We start from the raw sequence: 22,567 nt of genomic DNA, 5'->3' as shown, positions 1-22,567 counted from the left end.
AAGTCATGCAATCCGTGGAAGGTTAACGCAAAGACGCAGCGCCCCGGGCTCCCTCCCGCGGTTACCGACGTCACGTCGGCTGGCGGTGGGCGCCCGGGGCGCTGCTCACACGAGGTGTGCGGTGGTCACTCGAGTCAGCTCGTCCGCTTCTGGGAGCTTCTCGCGGTCCCGGTCGGTCAGCCGGCGAGGGCCGTGACCGTGCCGCCCGCTGCCTCGATCTTCTCCTTGGCGGAGGCCGAGAACTTGTGCGCCTCGACCTCGACCTTGACGGAGATCTCACCCGTGCCGAGCACCTTCACCGGGAAGCCGTCACGGACGGCACCCTTGGCGACGAGGTCGGCGACGGACACCTGACCACCCTCCGGGAAGAGCAGCTGCAGGCGGTCCAGGTTCACGACCTGGTACTCGGTGCGGAACGGGTTCTTGAAGCCGCGCAGCTTGGGCAGACGCATGTGCATCGGCATCGAGCCACCCTCGAAACGCTCCGGAACCTGGTAGCGGGCGCTGGTGCCCTTGGTGCCACGACCGGCGGTCTTGCCCTTGGAGCCCTCACCACGACCGACGCGGGTCTTGGCGGTCTTGGCTCCGGGGGCCGGACGCAGGTGGTGGACCTTGAGGGCGGACTCGCCCGACTTCTTGGCGTTGTCGGCCATGGTCAGTCAACCTCCTCGACGGTCACGAGGTGCGTCACCGTCTTGACCATCCCGCGGATCTCGGGACGGTCCTCCTTGACGACGACGTCGCCAATGCGCTTCAGACCGAGGCTGCGCAGCGTGTCACGCTGGTTCTGCTTGCCACCGATCTCGGAACGGGTCTGGGTCACCTTCAGACGAGCCATCAGACACCTGCCTTCGCGGCCTGGGCCTCGGCGATGCCGGCGGCGCGGGCCTTGAGCATGGCGGCCGGGGCCACGTCCTCGAGGGACTTGCCACGGCGGGCAGCGACCGACTCGGGACGCTCGAGCTCGCGCAGGGCCTGGGCCGTCGCGTGCACGATGTTGATGGCGTTGTCGGAGCCCAGCGACTTGCTGAGGACGTCGTGGATGCCGGCGCACTCGAGCACCGCACGCACCGCGCCACCGGCGATGACACCGGTACCGGGGGCGGCGGGGCGCAGCATGACCACACCGGCAGCCGCCTCACCCTGGACGGGGTGCGGGATGGTGCCCTGGATGCGCGGGACCTTGAAGAAGTTCTTCTTGGCCTCCTCGACACCCTTGGCGATGGCCGCGGGAACTTCCTTGGCCTTGCCGTAGCCGACACCCACGGTGCCGTCACCGTCACCGACGACGACCAGGGCGGTGAAGCTGAAGCGACGACCACCCTTGACGACCTTGGCGACACGGTTGATGGTCACGACGCGCTCGACGTACTGGTTCTTGTCGTCACGGCTGTCGCGGTTGTCGCGGCCACCGCGGTTGTCGCGGCGGTCTCCGCGCTCGGTGCGCTCGCCGCCACCGGCGGGGCCGGTGCCTCGACGCTGCTGTCCGGGCATCAGATGTTCCTCATCTCAACGGTTGCGTTCACGAAGTTGCTCACAGGGCCAGACCGCCTTCGCGGGCGCCCTCGGCGATCGCCGCGACACGGCCGTGGTACTTGTTGCCCCCACGGTCGAACACGACGGCCTCGATACCGGCGTCCTTGGCACGGGCGGCGACGAGCTCGCCGACCCGCTTGGCCTTGGCCGTCTTGTCGCCGTCGAAGGCGCGCAGGTCGGCCTCCATCGTCGAGGCCGAGGCGACGGTCTTGCCGACGGTGTCGTCGACGACCTGCACGAAGAGGTGACGGCTGGACCGCGACACGACGAGGCGGGGGCGGGCCGCGGTGCCGGCGATCTTCTTGCGACCGCGCACCTGGCGACGGATGCGGGCGGCAGCCTTGGACTTGCCGCGCTTGATGATCATTGCCATGGCTTACTTACCGGCCTTTCCAACCTTGCGACGGATCTGCTCGCCCGCGTAGCGAACGCCCTTGCCCTTGTAAGGGTCGGGCTTGCGCAGCTTGCGGATGTTCGCCGCGACCTCACCGACGAGCTGCTTGTCGATGCCCTGCACCGAGAAGCGGGTCGGGTTCTCGACGGCGAAGCTGATGCCGGCGGGAGCCTGGATGAGGATCGGGTGCGAGTATCCGAGCGAGAACTCGAGGTCCGAGCCCTTCGCGGCGACACGGTAACCCGTGCCGTGGATCTCCATCTTCTTCTCGTAGCCCTCGGTGACACCGAGGACCATGTTGTTGATGAGCGACCGCGTCAGGCCGTGGCGCGAGCGCGAGTCACGCTCGTCGTTGGGGCGCTTGACCTCGAGGTTGCCCTCGGCCAGCTCGACCGTGATCGGCTGCACGACGGTCAGCGAGAGCTCACCCTTGGGGCCCTTGACGATGACGTCCTGGCCCTCGACCTTGATGTCCACACCCGAGGGGATGGAGACCGGGAGTCGTCCGATTCGCGACATGTCAGTGTCTCCTTACCAGACGTAGGCGAGGACTTCCCCACCCACGCCCTTCTCGTGTGCCTGGCGGTCGGTCAGCAGACCGTTCGACGTCGACAGGATCGCCACGCCGAGGCCACCGAGAACCCGCGGGAGGTTCGTGGACTTGGCGTAGACGCGCAGACCGGGCTTGCTCACGCGACGCACACCGGCGATGGAGCGCTCGCGGTTGGGGCCGTACTTGAGGTCGATGGTCAGCGTCTGGCCGACCTCGGCCTCCTCGATCTTCCACGAGGCGATGTAGCCCTCGGCCTGGAGGATCTCGGCGATGTTCTTCTTCAGCTTCGAGTACGGCATGGAGACGACGTCGTGGTGCGCCGAGTTGGCGTTCCGGACGCGGGTCAGCATGTCCGCAATCGGGTCAGTCATGGTCATTGTGGGCTCTCCGCCCTTCCTCACCGGGGTTTCGACCGGGGCAATCTGCCCTGCGACGGCTGGGCCGTCGTGTGGCCGACCTACGGTGTCAGAGGTGTGTTGGTCTTGGGGTTGCTCTGCGTTGCTCGCGGCTCGGGGAGCCGGTTACCAGGAGCTCTTGGTCACGCCCGGCAGCTCGCCCGCGTGAGCCATCTCGCGAAGGCAGATGCGGCAGAGGCCGAACTTGCGGTACACCGAGTGCGGGCGGCCGCACTTCTGGCAACGGGTGTACGCGCGGACCTTGAACTTCGGCTTGCGGTTCGCCTTGTTGACCAGCGCGGTCTTGGCCATGTCAGTTCTCCTTGAAGGGGAAGCCGAGCTGCTTGAGCAGCGCGCGCCCCTCGTCATCGTTGGTCGCCGTGGTGACCACGGTGATGTCCATGCCCCGCACGCGGTCGATCTTGTCCTGGTCGATCTCGTGGAACATCGACTGCTCGTTGAGGCCGAAGGTGTAGTTGCCGTTGCCGTCGAACTGCTTGGGCGAGAGGCCACGGAAGTCACGGATGCGCGGGAGGGCGATCGTCACGAGACGGTCGAGGAACTCCCACATGCGGTCGCCGCGCAGCGTCGTGTGGGCGCCGATCGGCATACCCTCACGCAGCTTGAACTGGGCGATGGACTTGCGCGCCTTGGTCACGACCGGCTTCTGGCCGGTGATGGCCGTCAGGTCGCGGACGGCGCCTTCGATCAGCTTGCTGTCCTTGGCCGCGTCGCCGACACCCATGTTGACGACGACCTTGACGACGCCCGGAACCTGCATGACGTTGGCGTAGCCGAACTGCTCGAGCATCGAGCTCTTGATCTCGTCCTGGTAGCGCTGCTGCAGGCGAGGCTTGGTGCTGGTCTCAGTCATTCTCAGAGGTCCTTGTCCGACTTGACCGCGACACGGACGCGGGACGCCTTCTGGCGGCCATTGCGCTCGACGGTCTCGACACGCGTCTTCACGCGGGTCGGCTTCTTCGACTCGGGGTCCACGATCGCCACGTTGCTCACGTGGATCGCGGCCTCGGTGTGGGTCAGGCCGCCGGTGCGGGTGCCACGGGCGGTCGCGCCGGCCTTGACGTGCTTGGTGACGCGGTTGATGCCCTCGACCAGCACACGCTGGGTCTCGGGGTAGACCGCGATGACCTTGCCCTGCTTCCCACGGTCGCCGCCGTTCTTCTGGCTGCGGCCCGAGATGACCTGGACGAGGTCACCCTTCTTGATCTTCATCTTCGCCTGCTTGTTGGTGGTCGCCATGTTCACAGCACCTCCGGCGCGAGCGAGATGATCTTCATGAACTTCTTCTCGCGCAACTCACGACCCACCGGGCCGAAGATGCGGGTGCCACGCGGGTCGCCGTCGGCCTTGAGGATGACGGCGGCGTTCTCGTCGAACTTGATGTAGGACCCGTCGGCGCGCCGACGCTCCTTGACGGTGCGGACGATGACGGCCTTGACGACGTCACCCTTCTTCACGTTGCCGCCTGGGATCGCGTCCTTGACGGTGGCGACGATCGTGTCGCCGATGCCGGCGTACCGACGGCCCGAGCCGCCGAGAACACGGATGCACAGGATCTCCTTGGCACCGGTGTTGTCGGCGACGCGCAGCCGCGACTCCTGCTGAATCACTGTCTAACTCCTGTCGTCGTGCTGGTTCTTCACCCGCAGGGTGAAGCCTTGCCGAACGGATGGGGGGCACACAGGGGGCGGGCCCCCGGGTGGGTTGCTTACTTGGCCTTCTCGAGGATCTCGACGACGCGCCAGCGCTTCGTCGCGGAGAGCGGACGCGTCTCCATGATCAGGACGCGGTCGCCGACGCCGGCAGCGTTCTGCTCGTCGTGCGCCTTGACCTTGCTGGTCCGGCGGATGACCTTGCTGTAGAGGGCGTGCTTGACGCGGTCCTCGACCTCGACGACGACGGTCTTGTCCATCTTGTCGCTCACCACGTAGCCCTGGCGGGTCTTGCGGTAGTTGCGCTCACTCGTCTGGTCGCTCACGACCTGCTCCTGCTCGCTCATGCGTCAGCCTCCTGCGCCTCGTCAGCCTTCTTGGCCTTCTTCTCGGCCTTGTCAGCCTTCTCGGACTTCTCGGCCTTCTTGTCGGCCTTGGCCGCCTTCTTCTCGGCCTTCTCCTCCGCCTTGGGTGCGGCGGGGGCCGAGCCGATGCCGAGCTCGCGCTCGCGCATCTCGGTGTAGATCCGCGCGATGTCCTTCTTGACGGCGCGCAGACGGCCGTGGTTGTCCAGCTGACCGGTGGCCGACTGGAAACGCAGGTTGAACAGTTCTTCCTTGGCCTTCTTCAGCTCGTCCGCGAGCTTCGCGTCGTCGAGACCACGCAGCTGCTCGGGAGCCAGGTCCTTGGTTCCGACTGCCATCAGATGTCACCACCCTCTCGCTGGACGAAGCGGCACTTCATGGGGAGCTTGTGCATCGCGAGGCGCATGGCCTCTCGTGCCACCGGCTCCGCGACGCCCGAGATCTCGAACATGACGCGGCCCGGCTTGACGTTGGCGATCCACCACTCGGGGGAACCCTTGCCGGAGCCCATGCGGGTCTCGGCGGGCTTCTTGGTGAGCGGACGGTCGGGGTAGATGTTGATCCACACCTTGCCGCCACGCTTCATGTAGCGGGTCATCGCGATACGAGCGGACTCGATCTGGCGGTTGGTCACGTAGGCCGGCTCGAGAGCCTGGATGCCGTAGTCACCGAACGCGATCGTGGTGCCACCCTTGGCCGCGCCGTGGCGGTTCGGGTGGTGCTGCTTGCGGTGCTTGACTCGACGGGGAATCAACATGGTCAGGCCTGCTCATTCTCGGTGCTGGCCGCGGCGGGGGCCTCGGCAGCAGCGGTCTCGTTCACTGCCGGGGCAGCGGCGGTCTCGTTGCGGTCACCACGACGGGCGCGGTTCGGACGGTCACCGCCGTCACGACGCGGGCCACGCGACGGGCGCGGGGCGGCGGCCTGCTGGGCAGCCAGCTCCTTGGCCGTCATGTCGCCCTTGTAGATCCACACCTTGACGCCGATGCGGCCGAACGTGGTGCGGGCCTCGTAGAAGCCGTAGTCGATCTGCGCCCGCAGGGTGTGCAGCGGCACGCGACCCTCGCGGTAGAACTCCGTGCGGCTCATCTCGGCGCCGTTGAGGCGGCCGGAGACCTGCACGCGGATGCCCTTGGCGCCGGCGCGCTGGGCGGACTGCATGCCCTTGCGCATGGCGCGACGGAACGCGACACGGGCCGAGAGCTGCTCGGCGATCCCCTGGGCGACCAGCTGGGAGACGATCTCGGGGTTCTTGACCTCGAGGATGTTCAGCTGGACCTGCTTGCCCGTGAGCTTCTCGAGCTCCCCGCGGATGCGGTCGGCCTCGGCGCCGCGGCGACCGATGACGATGCCGGGGCGAGCGGTGTGGATGTCGACGCGGACGCGGTCACGGGTGCGCTCGATCTCGACCGAGGCGATGCCCGCGCGCTCCATGCCCTTCTCCATCAGGCGACGGATGGCGACATCTTCCTTGACGTAGTCGCGGTAACGCTGACCCGTCTTGGTGGAGTCGGCGAACCAGCGGCTCTTGTGGTCCGTCGTGATGCCCAGACGGAAGCCGTGGGGGTTGACCTTCTGACCCATCAGCGGGCTCCCTTCTTGTTCTCGGGCTGGGTGACGACCACGGTGATGTGGCTCGTGCGCTTGTTGATGCGACCGGCGCGGCCCTGGGCCCGCGGGCGGAAGCGCTTCATCGTCGGGCCCTCGTCGACGAACGCGGCCGTGATGACCAGGTTGCGCTCGTCGAAGGCGACCGACTCGCGGTCGGCCTTGACGCGGGCGTTGGCGATGGCGCTCTCGAGCACCTTCTTGACCGGCTCGGAGGCCGACTGCGGGGCGAAGGTGAGCACCGTGACGGCGTCGGTGGCGGCCTTGCCGCGGATGAGGTCCACGACACGGCGAGCCTTCTGCGGGCTGACACGGACGTGCCGCGCCGAAGCCTTGGCTTCCATGACTTCTTCCTTGGATTCGATGGCCATCAGCGACGACGACCCTTCTTGTCGTCCTTCACGTGACCCTTGAACGTGCGGGTCGGCGCGAACTCGCCGAGCTTGTGGCCGACCATCGACTCGGTGACGAACACCGGGACGTGCTTGCGGCCGTCGTGGACGGCGAAGGTGTGGCCGAGCATGTCCGGGCTGATGACCGAACGGCGCGACCAGGTCTTGATGACGGTCTTGGTGCCCGCTTCGTTCTGGGCGTCCACCTTCTTCTGAAGGTGGTCGTCGATGAAGGGGCCCTTCTTCAGGCTACGAGGCATTCCAAAGGCTCCTTATCAGCGCTTCTTGCCAGTACGACGGCGACGCACGATGAGCTTGTCGCTTTCCTTGTGTCCCTTGCGGGTGCGGCCCTCGGCCTGGCCCCAGGGGCTGACGGGGTGACGTCCACCGGACGTCTTGCCCTCACCACCACCGTGCGGGTGGTCGACCGGGTTCATGGCGACACCACGGACGGTCGGGCGCTTGCCCTTCCAGCGCATGCGGCCGGCCTTGCCCCAGTTGATGTTGCTCTGCTCGGCGTTGCCCACCTCGCCGACGGTGGCGCGGCAGCGCGCGTCGACGTTGCGGATCTCGCCGGACGGCATACGCAGCTGGGCGTAGGGGCCGTCCTTGGCGACGAGCTGGACGCGAGCACCGGCGGAGCGGGCGATCTTGGCGCCGCCACCGGGCTTGAGCTCGATCGCGTGCACGACGGTACCGACCGGGATGTTGCGCAGCGGGAGGCTGTTGCCCGGCTTGATGTCGGCGGCGGGGCCGTTCTCGATCGGGTCGCCCTGCTTGAGGCGGTTCGGCGCCAGGATGTAGCGCTTCTCGCCGTCGGCGTACTGCACGAGCGCGATGCGCGCGGTGCGGTTGGGGTCGTACTCGATGTGCGCGACCTTGGCCGGCACGCCGTCCTTGTCATGGCGACGGAAGTCGATGACGCGGTAGGCACGCTTGTGGCCACCACCGATGTGGCGCGTGGTGATGCGGCCGGCGTTGTTGCGGCCACCCGTCTTGGACAGGGGGCGAACGAGCGACTTCTCGGGAGTCGAACGCGTGATCTCGACGAAGTCGGCGACCGACGAGCCACGACGGCCCGGCGTGGTCGGCTTGTACTTACGGATACCCATGTTGGCTCAGTCCTTGTTCTTCGTCGATCTCAGGCGCCCGCACCGAAGATGTCGATCGAGCCCTCGCGGAGAGAGACGATCGCACGCTTGGTGTCCTTGCGCTTGCCGAGGCCGAATCGGGTGCGACGGGTCTTGCCCTGGCGGTTCAGGGTGTGGACCTTGTCGACCTTGACGTTGAAGATCTGCTCGATGGCGATCTTGATCTCCGTCTTGTTCGCACGGGGGTCGACGATGAAGGTGTACTTGCCCTCGTCGAGCAGCCCGTAGGACTTCTCGGAGACGACCGGCGCGATCAGGATGTCGCGGGGGTCCTTGGTGTGGATGCTCACTTGGTGGCCTCCTTGTCGGCCTTGTCGGCCTTCACCGGACCGGCGACGAACGCGTCGAGGGCGGCCTGGGTGAAGACGATGTCGTCGGCGCACAGGACGTCGTAGGTGTTGAGCTGGTCGGCGACCAGCACGTGGACGTTCTGCAGGTTGCGGACCGACTTGAACGACACCTCGTCACCGCGCTCGAGCACGACGAGCAGGTTGGGACGCTCGGTCAGGCCAGCGAGCAGCGCCGCGGCGTCCTTCGCCGAGGGCAGCTCGCCCGAGACGATGGAGTCGACGACGTGGATGCGGTCGAAGCGGGCCCGGTCGGAGAGGGCACCGCGCAGGGCGGCGGCCTTCATCTTCTTGGGGGTGCGCTGCGCGTAGTCACGCGGCTGCGGGCCGTGGACGGTGCCACCGCCGGCGAACTGCGGAGCGCGGGTCGAGCCCTGACGGGCGCGGCCGGTGCCCTTCTGGCGGTACGGCTTGGCGCCACCGCCGCGGACCTCGCCGCGCGTCTTCGTCGAGTGCGTGCCCTGACGAGCGGCCGCGAGCTGGGCCACCACGACCTGGTGGATCAGCGGGACGTTCGTCTGCACGTCGAAGATCTCGGCAGGCAGGTTGGGGGTCTTCGTGGCCATCTGGATCATGCACCCTTCGCAGCCGTGCGGATCAGGACGATGCCACCGCGGGGGCCGGGGACGGCACCCTTGATCAGCAGCAGACCCTTCTCGGCGTCAACGGCGTGGATCTGGAGGTTCTGGGTCGTCTGGCGAACGCCACCCATGCGACCAGCCATGCGCATGCCCTTGAAGACACGGCCGGGGGTCGAGCAGCCGCCGATGGAGCCCGGCTTGCGGTGGTTGCGGTGCGCACCGTGCGAGGAGGAGACGCCGGCGAAGCCGTGGCGCTTCATGACACCCGCGAAGCCCTTGCCCTTGGTCGTGCCGGTCGCGTCGACGCGCTGGCCCGCCTCGAAGGACTCGGCCGTGATCTCCTGGCCGAGCTCGTAGGTGCCGGCGTCGGCCGTGCGCAGCTCGACGAGGTGTCGGCGCGGCGTGACGCCGGCCTTCTCGAAGTGCCCGGTCATCGGCTTGTTCACCTTGCGCGGGTCGATCGCACCGAAGGCGATCTGGACCGCGGAGTAGCCGTCGGTCTCGTCGGCGCGCACCTGCGTGACGACGCAGGGGCCGGCCTTGACGACGGTGACGGGGACGAGCTTGTTGTCGGCGTCCCACACCTGGGTCATGCCGAGCTTCTCGCCGAGCACGCCCTTGACGTTCTTCTGAGCAACAGTCATCTCAACAACCGCCTCAGAGCTTGATCTCGATGTTGACGTCCGCCGGCAGGTCGAGACGCATCAGCGAGTCGACGGCCTTGGGCGTCGGGTCGATGATGTCGATGAGGCGCTTGTGCGTGCGCATCTCGAAGTGCTCGCGGCTGTCCTTGTACTTGTGGGGCGACCGGATGACGACGAACACGTTCTTCTCCGTCGGCAGCGGGACGGGGCCCACCACGGTCGCGCCGGCGCGCGTCACTGTGTCAACGATCTTCCGGGCCGAGTTGTCGATGACCTCGTGGTCGTACGACTTCAGCCGGATGCGGATCTTCTGTCCCGCCATCTGATGAACGTCTCTCTCTCGCTTCTGACTACCGGTTCCCTTGGCCCATCCGGCCCCCGAGGTCGGGCGTGTCGCGCCCGCTTCGCGGCGAAAGCTGCACGTCTCAGTGCCACTCTCGTGTGGATGGCCCGGCCGAACCGGGTAACTTGCGCTTCCCTCGGGCCTCCGCCAGGAGTCCGGGCGAGTCCCCGTCAGGAGGCTCTCAAGGGGCGGCGCCACCGACATGGGTCAGCGACGCGCGTCAAGCAACCTGAACAGTGTGCCAGAGCGGCCACCGCACTATCAAATCGGGGCGAGCGGGCCGGTCAGGGCGGCAAACGTGGCGCGTCGCCGGTCCCGTCCCACGGCCGGAGGGCGGGAAGGCGTCGATGGCGTATGCCGCAGCACCCTCCTGGGCCTGCGCCTCCCCCGCGCGACCGACCGTTCGACGACCGTTCGACGACCGCTCAGAGGAGCACGCAGAGGACCGCTCAGGCCGGGGCGAGGAAGGCACTCAGCGCGCCGGCGTACATGGCGGGATCCTCGGCGCCCATGAGCTCGCGGGTGCTGTGCATCGACAGCAGCGCCGCCCCGAAGTCGACGGTGGTCGCGCCCGTCAATGACGAGGTGACCGGCCCGACCGTGGAGCCGCACGGCAGGTCGCTGCGCGTGACGAAGGTCTGCATCGGCACCCCCGCCTGCTCGCATGCGAGGCGGAACGCGGCCGCCCCCACCGAGTCGGTCGCGTAGCGCAGGTTGGTGTTGACCTTGAGGACCGGACCGGCGTTGACGCTGATCTGGTGCAGCGGCTCGTGGCGCTCGGAATAGTTGGGGTGGGTCGCGTGCCCCATGTCCCCGGAGGCGATGACCGTCGCGGCCAGCGCACGCCAGTAGTCCTCGCGGGCGCCGCCGCCGGCCGTGACGATGCGCTCGAGCACCGACGGCAGCAGCGTCGAGGTCGCCCCGCGCTCGGAGGTGCTGCCGATCTCCTCGTGGTCGAAGAGCACGAGGACCGGCACGTGGGACGGCTCGGTGGCCACGGCGTCGAGCAGGGCCCGCACGCCGGCATACGAGGTGGCCAGGTTGTCGAGGCGGGGGGCGGCGATGAGCTCGCGGGAGCGCCCCAGCCGGGTCGACGGCTGCACGGGGTGCGTCATGACGTCCCACGAGAGCACGTCCTCGCGGTCGACGCCGACCTGCTCGGCGAGGTAGCCGACGAAGTCGCCCGGCTCGTCGCCGAGGCCCCACAGCGGCTCCATGTGGGTCTGCTTGTTGAGGGTCAGCCCGTCGTTCTGGCTGCGGTCCAGGTGGATGGCCAGCTGCGCCACGCGCAGCAGCGCCTCGCGTCCGTGGAAGATGCGCGACTCGACGCCGTTCGCCCCGCGGACGGCGACGCGGCCCGCCAGACCGAGGTCGCGGTCCAGCCATGAGCTGAGAAGCAGGCCGCCGTAGGGCTCGACGCCGAGCAGCTGCCATCCCACGCGCGAGTGGTCGGGGTTGGGCTTGATGCGCAGGTTGGGGCTGTCCGTGTGGGCCCCGACGACGCGGAAGCCTGCGGCCGGACCCGCCCCCGCGCCGTGGGCGCCCGTGGTGTCCCAGGCGATGAGCGATCCGCCGCGCACGAGGTAGTGCCGTCCGGGCTGGGAGGGCCAGGCCTCCGCCTCGACGACCTCGGTGAAGCCCTCCGCCGCGAGCCGCGCCGCAGCCTGCTCGCAGGCGTGGAACGGGGTGGGCGAGGCGTCGACGAAGTCGATCAGGCCCTGGGCTTCGGTGTCGGTGTCGAACGAGTGCGCCATGGCTCCTGACCCTACTGGGCGGCACGGCTCGCAGGCTCACCGGCACTGGAGGGGCGACAAGGCCCCGAACCGGCCGCCGGACCGGCAGGATCGGGCCCATGCGACTGAGTCTGCGTGGTGCCCGGTGAGCCGGGCGGTGAAGGTCGGGGTGCAGCTGCCCGAGGTCGAGCGCCGCGTCGAGTGGCCGGAGCTCGTGACGATGGCCCGCACGGCGGACGACGTCGGTCTCGACTCCGTCTGGCTCGGGGACCACCTGCTCTACGACCTGCCCGGTGGCGCCACACGGGGACCGTGGGAGGCCTGGACGTCCTTGGCGGCGCTCGCCGCCGTCACCACCCGGGTGGAGCTCGGACCGCTCGTCGCGTCGACGAGCTTCCATGCGCCCGCCATGCTCGCCAAGATGGCGGCCACCGTCGACGCCATCTCCGGAGGACGGCTCGTGCTGGGACTGGGCGCCGGCTGGAACGAGCGCGAGTACACCGCCTACGGCTTCCCCTTCGACCGCCGGGTCGGTCGGTTCGAGGAGGCCTTCACCGTCATCCGACCTCTGCTGCGCGACGGCAGGGCAGACATCCACGGCCGCTACTACGACGTCACCGACTGCGTCCTCGACCCCGGGCCGGCGCGCCCGGGCGGCCCACCGCTCATGCTCGGCTCGACAGGGCCGCGGATGCTGCGCATCGGCCTGCCGCACGTCGACCTCTGGAACGCGTGGTGGAGCAGCTACGCCAACTCCCCCACCGAGTTCGCCCGGCTCAAGGAGAGGGTGGACGCCGCCGCCGCCGAGGCGGGTCGGGCGCCGGGCCAGGTTGCTGCTACCGCCGCCGTCTACGTCCAGTTCCCCGGCGGAGCCGGCCGCGTCATGGGTGACTCCGGGTATGCCGCGTCAGTCGTCCCCGTGCCCGGTGACCCCGCTGCCATCGCGGAGCACGCCCACGCCATGGCTGAAGCCGGAGCCGTCCACCTCCAGCTCGTCCTCGACCCCATCACGGTCGACACCATCCGCGTCGTGGGACAGGCCGCAACCCTCCTCGACAGACCCTGACCCACCGAGAGAGGAGCGTGCGCGCCCGAGGGTGCCCACGGCATACGAGACCGAGGAGCGGGGCGCCTGGGGGCTCGAGCGGCATCGGCGGCGGCCACTTGCGCTGGCAGGGAACGGGCCCACATACGGCCGCCGACGCTCCACGCCGCGAGAGCCGTCGGGCGCCGCGCGACGACGCGGACCGCGAGACCGCGGCAGCACGGACGAACACGCGGAAGGGCCCGCCCCGCCGAAGCGGAACGGGCCCTACCGGTACAGCTGGTGCTGCAGGTGCAGCGTCAGATCACTTGATGATCTTCGTGACGCGACCGGCGCCGACCGTGCGGCCACCCTCACGGATGGCGAACTTGAGGCCGTCCTCCATGGCGATCGGCTGGATGAGCTCGACCGTCATGTCGGTGTTGTCGCCGGGCATGACCATCTCGGTGCCCTCGGGCAGGTGCACGACACCCGTCACGTCCGTGGTGCGGAAGTAGAACTGCGGACGGTAGTTGTCGTAGAACGGCGTGTGACGGCCGCCCTCGTCCTTGGACAGGATGTAGACCTGAGCCTCGAAGTCCGTGTGCGGGGTGATCGAGCCGGGCTTGACGACGACCTGGCCGCGCTCGACGTCCTCGCGCTTGGTGCCACGAAGGAGCAGGCCGACGTTCTCGCCTGCGCGACCCTCGTCGAGCAGCTTGCGGAACATCTCGACACCGGTGACGGTGGTCTTGGCCGGCGGGCCGGTGTGGATGCCGACGATCTCGACCTCCTCGTTGACCTTGAGGACACCGCGCTCGATGCGGCCGGTGACGACCGTGCCACGACCGGTGATCGTGAAGACGTCCTCGACGGGCATCAGGAACGGCTTGTCGATGTCACGCTCGGGCTCCGGGATGGAGTTGTCGACGGCGTCCATGAGGTCGAGGACCGACTGGCCCCACTTCTCGTCGCCCTCGAGCGCCTTGAGCGCCGAGACCTGCACGACCGGCAGGTCGTCGCCCGGGAACTCGTACTGCGACAGGAGCTCACGCACCTCCATCTCGACGAGCTCGAGGATCTCCTCGTCGTCGACCATGTCGGCCTTGTTGAGCGCCACGACGATGTAGGGGACGCCGACCTGGCGGGCCAGGAGGACGTGCTCCTTCGTCTGCGGCATGGGGCCGTCGGTGGCGGCGACCACGAGGATCGCGCCGTCCATCTGGGCCGCACCCGTGATCATGTTCTTCACGTAGTCAGCGTGGCCGGGGCAGTCGACGTGGGCGTAGTGGCGGCCCTCCGTCTGGTACTCGATGTGCGCGATGGAGATGGTGATACCGCGCTGGCGCTCCTCGGGAGCCTTGTCGATGTCCTCGAACGCGAACTGGGGGTTCAGGTCGGGGTACTTGTCGTGCAGAACCTTGGAAATCGCAGCCGTCAGCGTCGTCTTGCCGTGGTCGATGTGACCGATGGTGCCGATGTTGACGTGCGGCTTGGTCCGCTCGAACTTTGCCTTCGCCACTGTGGTCCTCCTCAGGACTTTCTAGTGTTACGCCGTACGACCAGGGCAGGACGTGGCGCTGTGGGGTGGATTCCGATGGAAGAGCCTACGGGATGTCCCGCAGGTCACTCCCCGCGGGTCTTCTTGATGATCTCCTCGGCAACGGCCTTGGGGACCTCTGCGTAGGAGTCGAACTCCATGGAGAAGCTCGCGCGGCCCTGCGTCTTGGACCGCAGGTCGCCGACGTAGCCGAACATCTCGGACAGCGGGACGAGGCCCTTGACGACCTTGGCGCCGCTGATGTCCTCCATGCCCTGGATCTGGCCACGGCGGGAGTTGATGTCACCGATGACGTCGCCCATGTAGTCCTCGGGCGTACGGACCTCGACGGCCATCATCGGCTCGAGCAGGACCGGGTCCGCCTTCTTGATGGCCTCCTTGAAGACCATCGAGCCGGCGATCTTGAACGCCATCTCCGAGGAGTCGACGTCGTGGTACGCGCCGTCGTTCAGCGTCGCCTTGATGCCCACGAGCGGGTAGCCGGCGAGCACGCCGTACTGCATCGCGTCCTGGATACCGGCGTCGACCGACGGGATGTACTCGCGCGGCACGCGGCCACCGGTGACGGCGTTGACGAACTCGTACAGCGAGCCGTCCTCGGTCTCGCCCAGGGGCTCGAAGGTGACCTGCACCTTCGCGAACTGGCCGGAACCACCGGTCTGCTTCTTGTGCGTGTAGTCGTACTTCTCGACCGCGCGACGGATCGTCTCGCGGTAGGCCACCTGCGGCTTGCCGACGTTGGCCTCGACCTTGAACTCGCGCTTCATGCGGTCGACGAGGATGTCGAGGTGCAGCTCGCCCATGCCGGCGATGATCGTCTGGCCCGTGTCCTCGTCGAGGTGCACCTGGAAGGTGGGGTCCTCGGCCGAGAGCTTCTGGATGGCCGTGGAGAGCTTCTCCTGGTCACCCTTGGTCTTCGGCTCGATGGCGACCTGGATGACTGGGTCGGGGAACGTCATCGACTCGAGCACGATCTGCTCGTTGAGGTCCGAGAGCGTGTCGCCGGTGGTCGTGTCCTTGAGGCCGATGGCCGCGTAGATGTGGCCGGCCATGGCCTCCTCGACCGGGTTCTCCTTGTTGGCGTGCATCTGGAAGAGCTTGCCGATGCGCTCCTTCTTGCCCTTGGTCGAGTTGATGACCTGGGTGCCGGAGGAGATGTGGCCGGAGTAGACGCGGATGAAGGTCAGCGTGCCGAAGAACGGGTGCGTGGCGACCTTGAAGGCCAGGGCCGAGAACGGCTCGTCCTTGCTGGGCGCACGCGTCAGCTCGACCTCCTCGTTGCCCGGCTTGTGGCCGATCATCGGGGGGACGTCGAGCGGCGACGGGAGGTAGTCGACGACGGCGTCGAGCATCGGCTGGACACCGCGGTTCTTGAAGGCGGAGCCGCAGAACACCGGGTAGATCTCGGAGTTCACGGTCAGCTTGCGGATGCCGGCCTTGAGCTCGTCGACGGTGAGCTCCTCGCCGCCGAGGTACTTCTCCATGAGCTCGTCGTCGGACTCGGCGACACGCTCGACGAGGGCCATGCGGTACTCGTCGGCCTTCTCCTGCAGGTCGGCCGGGATCTCGGCGATCTCGTACTTGGCACCCATCGTCACGTCGCCCTTGGCGTCGCCGGGCCACACGAGAGCGCGCTTGTAGATGAGGTCGATGACGCCGACGAACTCGTTCTCGGCACCGATCGGCAGCTGCATGACGAGGGGCTCCGCGCCGAGGCGGTCCTTGATCGTCTGCACGGTGAAGTAGAAGTCGGCGCCGAGCTTGTCCATCTTGTTGACGAAGCAGATGCGCGGCACGTCGTACTTGTCGGCCTGACGCCACACCGTCTCGGACTGCGGCTCGACACCCTCCTTGCCGTCGAACACGGCGACGGCACCGTCGAGGACGCGCAGCGAGCGCTCGACCTCGACCGTGAAGTCCACGTGTCCGGGGGTGTCGATGATGTTGATCTGGGTGCCCTCCCAGAAGGAGGTCACGGCGGCAGACGTGATCGTGATGCCGCGCTCCTTCTCCTGCTCCATCCAGTCGGTCGTCGACGCACCGTCGTGGGTCTCACCGATCTTGCGGTTGACACCGGTGTAGAAGAGGATGCGCTCCGTCACCGTGGTCTTGCCGGCGTCGATGTGCGCCATGATGCCGATGTTGCGGACCTTCTTGAGGTCCGTCAGGACGTCGAGTGCCACGTCAGGTTTCTCGTCTCATTCGTCGTGTAGTGAATCTGTGGGCGCCGGGCCGCGTCGCGGGACGGGCGGGCGCGTGCCCGGTCGGTATGCCGTGGAGCGTGCTCCCCGGCATACCGACCGGACCGCTGGTCACCAGCGGTAGTGCGCGAAGGCCTTGTTGGACTCGGCCATCTTGTGCGTGTCCTCGCGGCGCTTGACAGCGGCGCCGAGGCCGTTGCTGGCGTCGAGGATCTCGTTCATGAGGCGCTCGGTCATCGTCTTCTCGCGGCGCTGGCGCGAGTAGCCGACGAGCCAGCGCAGGGCGAGGGTGGTCGAGCGGTTGGGCTTGACCTCGATCGGCACCTGGTAGGTCGCGCCACCGACGCGACGGCTCTTGACCTCCATGGCCGGCTTGACGTTGTCGAGCGCACGCTTGAGCGTGGCGACGGGGTCGGTGCCGGTCTTCTGGCGGCAGCCCTCGAGGGCGCCGTAGACGATCGTCTCGGCGATCGACTTCTTGCCGTCGAGGAGGATCTTGTTGACGAGCTGCGTGACGAGCGGGCTGGAGTAGACCGGGTCGACGACGAGCGGGCGCTTCGGAGCGGGTCCCTTACGAGGCATCAGCTCTTCTCCTTCTTCGCGCCGTAACGGCTACGAGCCTGCTTGCGGTTCTTGACACCCTGGGTGTCGAGCGTGCCGCGGACGATCTTGTAGCGCACACCCGGGAGGTCCTTCACACGACCACCGCGGACGAGCACGATCGAGTGCTCCTGCAGGTTGTGGCCGACGCCGGGGATGTAGGCCGTGACCTCGATGCCGGAGCTGAGGCGCACACGGGCGACCTTGCGCAGGGCGGAGTTCGGCTTCTTGGGGGTGGTGGTGTACACGCGGGTGCACACGCCGCGGCGCTGGGGCGAGCCCTTCAGCGCCGGGGTCTTGGCCTTGCTGGCCTTGTCCTGGCGGCCCTTGCGGACCAGCTGGTTGATGGTAGGCAACCTGGTTACTCCATAACGGTGGTTGTCGGTCGTCCCGGAGGACGGCTCCTTGGCTGTTTCGGCACCGGACCCCCGAGGTCGGGCGTGTCGGTGCCGGTTCTCTCCCCTGCACTCCCCTGCGTCACGTCCGCCGGAGGGCGGTCGATCGGCACGGTTGCCCGGCGAGAGGGGTGCTCTGGACCGCAGTGATGTCACGACCACCGGGGGCGGGCGGACAGGGCACCGAGGCCGTCATCGCGCATGCCTGAGTACGTGTCTCAGACACAGTGTTCAAGCGTACCGGGGCGCGGCACGCCGACCAAATCGGTAAGAGCGGCCTCGACCGCCCACCTGCGGTATGCCGCCCCCGTCGTTGCGCTGGTCCGTCCCGTAGGTCTGTCCTGCGAGTCCGTCCTGCGAGTCCGTCCTGCGAGTCCGTCAGCCGAGGCGCCAGTCGCCGGCATACATGTGCAGCACCGGGACCCCGAGCTCCTCCCGGGCCTGCGAGGCCCAGTCGGTGTGGAAGGTGTCCTCGACGGCGTGCGGCTCGGTGACGATGACGACCTCGCGGGCGCCGAGCCGGGCCACCTCCTCGACGAGGGTGGGGACGGGGTCGTCGGACGTGATCTCGCCGGTGACGACGACGTCGTGCCGCTGGAACTCGGCCAGCGACTCGGCCAGGGCGGTGGAGGCGTCGGCGTGCGCCTCCTGCCGGTCGACCGGCTTGAGGGCCTCGAGGGCCTCGCGCATCTCGAACAGGCTCAGGTGGTCGAGGAACGTGCTCAGCAGGTTGCGGTCGGTGTCGGCCGGCACGAGGACGCGGTAGCTGGGCGCCTCCTCCTCGTGCAGGGCGACGATCTTGTCGACGTCGACCGGCTTGAGGGCCTCCTCCGTCAGCACGATGATCGCCGGGGCGGGGCCGCTCTCGGCATCCTGGGTGCCGGCTGGGGCAGGTTCGACGGGCTCGGTCGCGTTCGGCGCTGCGGCCGTGGGCTCGGTCATGGCGCCACCCTACCGAGGCACGCGCACGGTCGGGTCGGCGGCCGCCGGCGCACGGACGCCGAAGGGCCGGCTCCCCCGAAGGGAAGCCGGCCCGGCGGCATACGTGGTGGTCACCCGGCGCCGCTCACGCGGCGACGGCAGACCGGTCAGAACTGGTCGAGACCGAGTGCCTCGTCGTCGAGACGGATGGCCTCGCCGGTGCCCGAGCCGAAGCCTGCGTAGTCGTAGGCGTCGTAGCTCGGCAGCGAGTACATCGCGGCCTTCGCCTCCTCGGTGGGCTCGACCTTGACGTTCCGGTAGCGGGGCAGGCCCGTGCCGGCAGGGATGAGCTTTCCGAGGATGACGTTCTCCTTGAGGCCGAGCAGCGGGTCGGACTTGGCCTCCATGGCGGCCTGCGTGAGCACGCGGGTCGTCTCCTGGAAGGACGCGGCCGACAGCCACGACTCGGTCGCGAGCGAGGCCTTGGTGATGCCCATGAGCTCGGGACGACCGGCGGCCGGGCGGCCACCCTCGGCCATGACGCGACGGTTCTCGTCCTCGAAGCGACCCCGCTCGGCGAGCTCGCCGGGCAGCAGGTCGGCATCGCCGGCCTCGATGATCGTCACGCGACGCAGCATCTGACGCACGATGACCTCGATGTGCTTGTCGTGGATCGACACACCCTGCTGGCGGTACACGCGCTGGACCTCGTCCACCAGGTGCTTCTGCGCAGCGCGCGGGCCGAGGATGCGAAGGACCTGCTTGGGGTCGATCGCGCCCTGGACCAGCTTGGTGCCGACCTCGACGTGGTCGCCGTCACCGACGAGCAGGCGCGAACGCTTGCTCACCGGGTACGCGTGCTGCTCGGAGCCGTCGTCGGGCGTGAGCAGGATGCGACGAGCCTTGTCGGTGTCCTCGATCTCGATGCGGCCGGTCGCCTCGGCGATCGGGGCCACACCCTTGGGGGTGCGGGCCTCGAACAGCTCGACGACACGCGGGAGACCCTGCGTGATGTCGTCGGCCGCCGCGGCGCCACCGGTGTGGAAGGTACGCATCGTCAGCTGCGTGCCGGGCTCACCGATCGACTGGGCCGCGATGATGCCCACGGCCTCACCGATGTCGACGAGCTTGCCGGTCGCGAGCGAACGGCCGTAGCACTTGGCACACGTGCCGACCTTGCTGTCGCAGGTCAGGACCGAGCGGACCCGGACCTCGTCGACGCCGGCGGCGTAGAGCGCGCCGATGACGACGTCACCGAGGTCGATGCCGGCCTCGGCGAGGACGGAACCGTCGGGACCGACGACGTCCTCGGCCAGCGTACGGGCGTAGACCGAGGCCTCCACGACGTCGCTGATCGTGCGCGTGCCCGTGGTCTCGTTGACCTGGGCGATCGGCAGCTTGAGGCCACGCTCGGTGCCGCAGTCGTCCTCACGGATGATGACGTCCTGCGACACGTCGACGAGTCGACGCGTGAGGTAGCCCGAGTCGGCGGTACGAAGAGCGGTGTCGGCCAGACCCTTGCGGGCACCGTGCGTCGAGATGAAGAACTCGAGCACCGTGAGGCCCTCACGGAAGTTCGCCTTGATCGGGCGCGGGATGATCTCGCCCTTCGGGTTGGCCATCAGGCCTCGCATGCCGGCGATCTGGCGGATCTGGAACCAGTTACCACCAGCACCCGAGGACACCATCCGGTAGATGGGGTTCGTGCGCGGGAAGTTGGTCTCCATCTCCTTGGCGACCTGGTTGGACGCCTGGGTCCAGATCTCGACGAGCTCCTGGCGACGCTCGTCGTCGGTGATCAGACCACGCTCGTACTGGGTCTGGACCTTGGCGGCCTTGGTCTCGTAGCCCTCGAGGATGTTCGTCTTGTTGTCCGGCGTCGTGACGTCGGAGATCGCGACGGTGCAGCCCGAGCGGGTCGACCAGTGGAAACCGGCCTCCTTCAGGGCGTCGAGGGAGGCGGCCACCTGGACCTTGGAGTAGCGCTCCGCGAGGTCGTTGACGATCGCCGACAGGCGCTTGCGGTCGACCGGGCGGTTCTCGAACGGGTAGTCGACCGGCAGCGTGTCGTTGAAGATCGCGCGACCGAGCGTCGTCTCGAGCGTCAGGCTCGGGATGAGTCCCCGCTCGTCGGGCTCGACACCCTCGGGCAGCTCGTAGCCGGTCGGGGCCACCGCGTCCGTCAGGCGCAGCTTGATCGACGAGCCGAGCAGGATCTCGCCACGGTCGAAGGCCATGCGGGCCTCCGACGGGGACGAGAACGCCCGACCGGCACCCGGGCCGCCGCCGTCGATGGCGTCGGTCAGGTGGTAGATGCCGGTGATCATGTCCTGGGTCGGCATGGTCACGGGGCGACCGTCGGCGGGCTTCAGGATGTTGTTGCTCGAGAGCATGAGGATGCGGGCCTCGGCCTGCGCCTCCGCCGACAGCGGCACGTGGACGGCCATCTGGTCACCGTCGAAGTCGGCGTTGAAGGCCGAACAGACGAGCGGGTGGATCTGGATGGCCTTGCCCTCGACGAGCTGCGGCTCGAACGCCTGGATGCCGAGACGGTGCAGCGTGGGTGCACGGTTGAGGAGCACCGGGTGCTCGGTGATGACCTCTTCGAGGACGTCCCACACGACCGGGCGGGCACGCTCGACCATGCGCTTGGCCGACTTGATGTTCTGCGCGTGGTCGAGGTCGACCAGGCGCTTCATCACGAACGGCTTGAAGAGCTCCAGCGCCATCTGCTTGGGCAGACCGCACTGGTGCAGCTTCAGCTGCGGGCCGACGACGATGACCGAACGGCCGGAGTAGTCGACGCGCTTGCCGAGCAGGTTCTGGCGGAAACGACCCTGCTTGCCCTTGAGCATGTCGGACAGCGACTTCAGCGGACGGTTGCCGGGGCCCGTGACCGGGCGGCCACGACGGCCGTTGTCGAAGAGGCTGTCGACGGCCTCCTGGAGCATGCGCTTCTCGTTGTTGACGATGATCTCGGGGGCACCGAGGTCGAGCAGGCGCTTCAGGCGGTTGTTGCGGTTGATGACGCGACGGTAGAGGTCGTTGAGGTCCGAGGTCGCGAAGCGGCCACCGTCGAGCTGCACCATCGGGCGCAGGTCCGGCGGGATGACCGGGATCGCGTCGAGGACCATGCCCGACGGGTGGTTCGTCGTCATCTGGAAGGCGTTGACGACCTTGAGGCGCTTGATCGCGCGGGTCTTCTTCTGGCCCTTGCCGGTGGCGATGATCTCCTGCAGGAGCTCGGCCTCGGCGTCGAGGTCGAACGACTCGAGGCGCTTCTGGATCGCCGCGGCGCCCATGCCGCCCTCGAAGTACAGGCCGAAGCGGTCACGCATCTCGCGGTAGAGGATCTCGTCGCCCTCGAGGTCCTGGACCTTGAGGTTCTTGAACCGGTCCCAGACCTGCTCGAGGCGCTCGACCTGCTGGTCGGCACGCTTGCGGATGTTGTTCATCTCGCGCTCGGCCTGGTCGCGGACCTTGCGCTTGGCGTCGGCCTTGGCACCCTCGGCCTCGAGCTCGGCGATGTTGCGCTCGAGCAGCTGCGCGCGCGACTCGACGTCGGCGTCGCGGCGGTTCTCGATCTCCTTCTTCTCGACCTGGATCTGCGCCTCGAGGGACGGCAGGTCGGCGTGGCGCTGGTCCTCGTCCACGGAGGTGATCATGTAGGCCGCGAAGTAGATGACCTTCTCGAGGTCCTTCGGGGCCAGGTCGAGCAGGTAGCCGAGGCGGCTCGGCACGCCCTTGAAGTACCAGATGTGGGTGACGGGGGCGGCGAGCTCGATGTGGCCCATCCGCTCACGGCGCACCTTGGCGCGCGTGACTTCAACGCCACAGCGCTCACAGATGATGCCCTTGAAGCGGACGCGCTTGTACTTGCCGCAGTTGCACTCCCAGTCCCGGGTGGGGCCGAAGATGCGCTCGCAGAACAGGCCCTCCTTCTCCGGCTTCAGGGTGCGGTAGTTGATGGTCTCGGGCTTCTTGACCTCACCGTGGCTCCACTGGCGGATGGAGTCGGCGGTGGCGAGGCCGATACGCAGCTCGTCAAAGAAGTTGACGTCGAGCACGTGGTTCCTTCTCTCGTAACTCTCGTTGAGTCTTTGGTCTGAGTGGTTTCAGGGGACGGGGTGGCGTATGCCGTGCGGCGGGC

The 22,567-nt window shown here is 68.0% G+C and carries 29 protein-coding genes; 1 reads left to right on the top strand and 28 read right to left on the bottom strand.

Features of this window, described 5'->3' with window-relative positions; all coding sequences use genetic code 11:
* Window positions 1-176: 176 nt before the first annotated feature.
* From rplO to ABD194_RS12280, 22 genes are all read right to left on the bottom strand, one after another.
* Window positions 177-653 carry a 50S ribosomal protein L15 gene (gene rplO / locus ABD194_RS12385; protein WP_142181420.1) on the bottom strand — a complete coding sequence of 159 codons (477 nt, stop codon included), beginning with the start codon at window positions 651-653 and terminating at the stop codon, window positions 177-179.
* 2 nt (window positions 654-655) lie between these two features.
* A complete protein-coding gene (rpmD, locus tag ABD194_RS12380; protein ID WP_045191891.1) occupies window positions 656-838 on the bottom strand; it encodes a 50S ribosomal protein L30 in 183 nt (60 codons plus the stop codon).
* Window positions 838-1,494: a 30S ribosomal protein S5 gene (gene rpsE, locus ABD194_RS12375; protein WP_343991726.1), complete on the bottom strand. Its 657-nt coding sequence runs from the start codon at window positions 1,492-1,494 to the stop codon at window positions 838-840. The genes rpmD and rpsE overlap by 1 nt, the downstream gene beginning before the upstream one ends.
* 40 nt (window positions 1,495-1,534) lie before the next feature.
* Window positions 1,535-1,909: a 50S ribosomal protein L18 gene (gene rplR, locus ABD194_RS12370; RefSeq protein ID WP_142181416.1), complete on the bottom strand. Its 375-nt coding sequence runs from the start codon at window positions 1,907-1,909 to the stop codon at window positions 1,535-1,537.
* Between the two features lie 3 nt (window positions 1,910-1,912).
* Window positions 1,913-2,449 carry a 50S ribosomal protein L6 gene (rplF, locus tag ABD194_RS12365; protein ID WP_343991723.1) on the bottom strand — a complete coding sequence of 179 codons (537 nt, stop codon included), beginning with the start codon at window positions 2,447-2,449 and terminating at the stop codon, window positions 1,913-1,915.
* A 12-nt stretch (window positions 2,450-2,461) separates the two neighbouring features.
* The gene (rpsH, locus tag ABD194_RS12360) at window positions 2,462-2,860 is read right to left on the bottom strand and encodes a 30S ribosomal protein S8 (RefSeq protein ID WP_141823442.1); all 399 of its coding nucleotides are present in this window, start codon (window positions 2,858-2,860) and stop codon (window positions 2,462-2,464) included.
* 144 nt (window positions 2,861-3,004) lie between these two features.
* Window positions 3,005-3,190, bottom strand: a complete 186-nt coding sequence (locus ABD194_RS12355) for a type Z 30S ribosomal protein S14 (RefSeq protein WP_020143231.1) — start codon at window positions 3,188-3,190, stop codon at window positions 3,005-3,007.
* A 1-nt stretch (window position 3,191) separates the two neighbouring features.
* Window positions 3,192-3,752 (bottom strand): 50S ribosomal protein L5, encoded by a 561-nt coding sequence (gene rplE, locus ABD194_RS12350; protein ID WP_142204308.1) that lies wholly within the window; start codon window positions 3,750-3,752, stop codon window positions 3,192-3,194.
* A gap of 2 nt (window positions 3,753-3,754) precedes the next feature.
* Window positions 3,755-4,138 (bottom strand): 50S ribosomal protein L24, encoded by a 384-nt coding sequence (rplX, locus tag ABD194_RS12345; protein ID WP_142204307.1) that lies wholly within the window; start codon window positions 4,136-4,138, stop codon window positions 3,755-3,757.
* A 2-nt stretch (window positions 4,139-4,140) separates the two neighbouring features.
* Complete coding sequence (gene rplN / locus ABD194_RS12340) at window positions 4,141-4,509, bottom strand: 50S ribosomal protein L14 (RefSeq protein ID WP_020143234.1); 369 nt, start codon at window positions 4,507-4,509, stop codon at window positions 4,141-4,143.
* A gap of 98 nt (window positions 4,510-4,607) precedes the next feature.
* Window positions 4,608-4,898 carry a 30S ribosomal protein S17 gene (gene rpsQ / locus ABD194_RS12335; protein ID WP_142181403.1) on the bottom strand — a complete coding sequence of 97 codons (291 nt, stop codon included), beginning with the start codon at window positions 4,896-4,898 and terminating at the stop codon, window positions 4,608-4,610.
* Window positions 4,895-5,254 (bottom strand): 50S ribosomal protein L29, encoded by a 360-nt coding sequence (rpmC, locus tag ABD194_RS12330; RefSeq protein ID WP_343991717.1) that lies wholly within the window; start codon window positions 5,252-5,254, stop codon window positions 4,895-4,897. The genes rpsQ and rpmC overlap by 4 nt, the downstream gene beginning before the upstream one ends.
* Window positions 5,254-5,673, bottom strand: coding sequence for a 50S ribosomal protein L16 (gene rplP / locus ABD194_RS12325; protein WP_020143237.1), 420 nt, complete (start codon window positions 5,671-5,673; stop codon window positions 5,254-5,256). The genes rpmC and rplP overlap by 1 nt, the downstream gene beginning before the upstream one ends.
* A gap of 2 nt (window positions 5,674-5,675) precedes the next feature.
* The gene (gene rpsC / locus ABD194_RS12320) at window positions 5,676-6,500 is read right to left on the bottom strand and encodes a 30S ribosomal protein S3 (protein ID WP_343991715.1); all 825 of its coding nucleotides are present in this window, start codon (window positions 6,498-6,500) and stop codon (window positions 5,676-5,678) included.
* Entirely contained in the window at window positions 6,500-6,868 is a 369-nt protein-coding gene (rplV, locus tag ABD194_RS12315; protein WP_142204303.1) for a 50S ribosomal protein L22, read from the bottom strand. The genes rpsC and rplV overlap by 1 nt, the downstream gene beginning before the upstream one ends.
* 26 nt (window positions 6,869-6,894) lie before the next feature.
* Window positions 6,895-7,176, bottom strand: a complete 282-nt coding sequence (gene rpsS / locus ABD194_RS12310; protein ID WP_141823434.1) for a 30S ribosomal protein S19 — start codon at window positions 7,174-7,176, stop codon at window positions 6,895-6,897.
* A gap of 15 nt (window positions 7,177-7,191) precedes the next feature.
* The gene (gene rplB / locus ABD194_RS12305) at window positions 7,192-8,028 is read right to left on the bottom strand and encodes a 50S ribosomal protein L2 (protein WP_142204302.1); all 837 of its coding nucleotides are present in this window, start codon (window positions 8,026-8,028) and stop codon (window positions 7,192-7,194) included.
* Window positions 8,029-8,057: 29 nt separating this feature from the next.
* The gene (gene rplW, locus ABD194_RS12300; RefSeq protein ID WP_020143242.1) at window positions 8,058-8,357 is read right to left on the bottom strand and encodes a 50S ribosomal protein L23; all 300 of its coding nucleotides are present in this window, start codon (window positions 8,355-8,357) and stop codon (window positions 8,058-8,060) included.
* The gene (gene rplD / locus ABD194_RS12295; protein WP_343991708.1) at window positions 8,354-8,989 is read right to left on the bottom strand and encodes a 50S ribosomal protein L4; all 636 of its coding nucleotides are present in this window, start codon (window positions 8,987-8,989) and stop codon (window positions 8,354-8,356) included. The genes rplW and rplD overlap by 4 nt, the downstream gene beginning before the upstream one ends.
* Window positions 8,986-9,639, bottom strand: a complete 654-nt coding sequence (gene rplC, locus ABD194_RS12290; RefSeq protein ID WP_343991706.1) for a 50S ribosomal protein L3 — start codon at window positions 9,637-9,639, stop codon at window positions 8,986-8,988. The genes rplD and rplC overlap by 4 nt, the downstream gene beginning before the upstream one ends.
* A 13-nt stretch (window positions 9,640-9,652) precedes the next feature.
* Window positions 9,653-9,961 (bottom strand): 30S ribosomal protein S10, encoded by a 309-nt coding sequence (gene rpsJ / locus ABD194_RS12285; RefSeq protein ID WP_009775966.1) that lies wholly within the window; start codon window positions 9,959-9,961, stop codon window positions 9,653-9,655.
* 470 nt (window positions 9,962-10,431) lie between these two features.
* Window positions 10,432-11,736, bottom strand: coding sequence for a M18 family aminopeptidase (locus tag ABD194_RS12280; RefSeq protein ID WP_343991703.1), 1,305 nt, complete (start codon window positions 11,734-11,736; stop codon window positions 10,432-10,434).
* 124 nt (window positions 11,737-11,860) lie between these two features.
* Between ABD194_RS12280 and ABD194_RS12275 the strand changes: the two genes are divergently transcribed.
* On the top strand, window positions 11,861-12,781 hold the full coding sequence (locus ABD194_RS12275; RefSeq protein WP_343991701.1) for an LLM class flavin-dependent oxidoreductase: 921 nt from the start codon (window positions 11,861-11,863) through the stop codon (window positions 12,779-12,781).
* A 283-nt stretch (window positions 12,782-13,064) separates the two neighbouring features.
* Here the strand turns inward: ABD194_RS12275 and tuf are convergent, their stop codons facing one another.
* The 6 genes from tuf to ABD194_RS12245 form a co-directional block, all read right to left on the bottom strand.
* Entirely contained in the window at window positions 13,065-14,261 is a 1,197-nt protein-coding gene (gene tuf, locus ABD194_RS12270; RefSeq protein ID WP_142204298.1) for an elongation factor Tu, read from the bottom strand.
* 104 nt (window positions 14,262-14,365) lie between these two features.
* Window positions 14,366-16,483: an elongation factor G gene (fusA, locus tag ABD194_RS12265; protein WP_343991697.1), complete on the bottom strand. Its 2,118-nt coding sequence runs from the start codon at window positions 16,481-16,483 to the stop codon at window positions 14,366-14,368.
* Between the two features lie 129 nt (window positions 16,484-16,612).
* Window positions 16,613-17,083 carry a 30S ribosomal protein S7 gene (gene rpsG, locus ABD194_RS12260; RefSeq protein WP_030194180.1) on the bottom strand — a complete coding sequence of 157 codons (471 nt, stop codon included), beginning with the start codon at window positions 17,081-17,083 and terminating at the stop codon, window positions 16,613-16,615.
* Complete coding sequence (gene rpsL / locus ABD194_RS12255; RefSeq protein ID WP_020143255.1) at window positions 17,083-17,457, bottom strand: 30S ribosomal protein S12; 375 nt, start codon at window positions 17,455-17,457, stop codon at window positions 17,083-17,085. The genes rpsG and rpsL overlap by 1 nt, the downstream gene beginning before the upstream one ends.
* Window positions 17,458-17,874: 417 nt before the next feature.
* On the bottom strand, window positions 17,875-18,438 hold the full coding sequence (locus tag ABD194_RS12250; protein ID WP_343991690.1) for a hypothetical protein: 564 nt from the start codon (window positions 18,436-18,438) through the stop codon (window positions 17,875-17,877).
* A 146-nt stretch (window positions 18,439-18,584) separates the two neighbouring features.
* Window positions 18,585-22,484 carry a DNA-directed RNA polymerase subunit beta' gene (locus ABD194_RS12245; protein WP_343991688.1) on the bottom strand — a complete coding sequence of 1,300 codons (3,900 nt, stop codon included), beginning with the start codon at window positions 22,482-22,484 and terminating at the stop codon, window positions 18,585-18,587.
* Between the last annotated feature and the right edge of the window lie 83 nt (window positions 22,485-22,567).

This window comes from Terrabacter terrae, from assembly GCF_039529575.1.
GTDB lineage: Bacteria > Actinomycetota > Actinomycetes > Actinomycetales > Dermatophilaceae > Terrabacter > Terrabacter terrae.
Note: the sequence above shows the minus strand (reverse complement) of the source record. Positions and strands in the feature narration are given on the sequence as shown.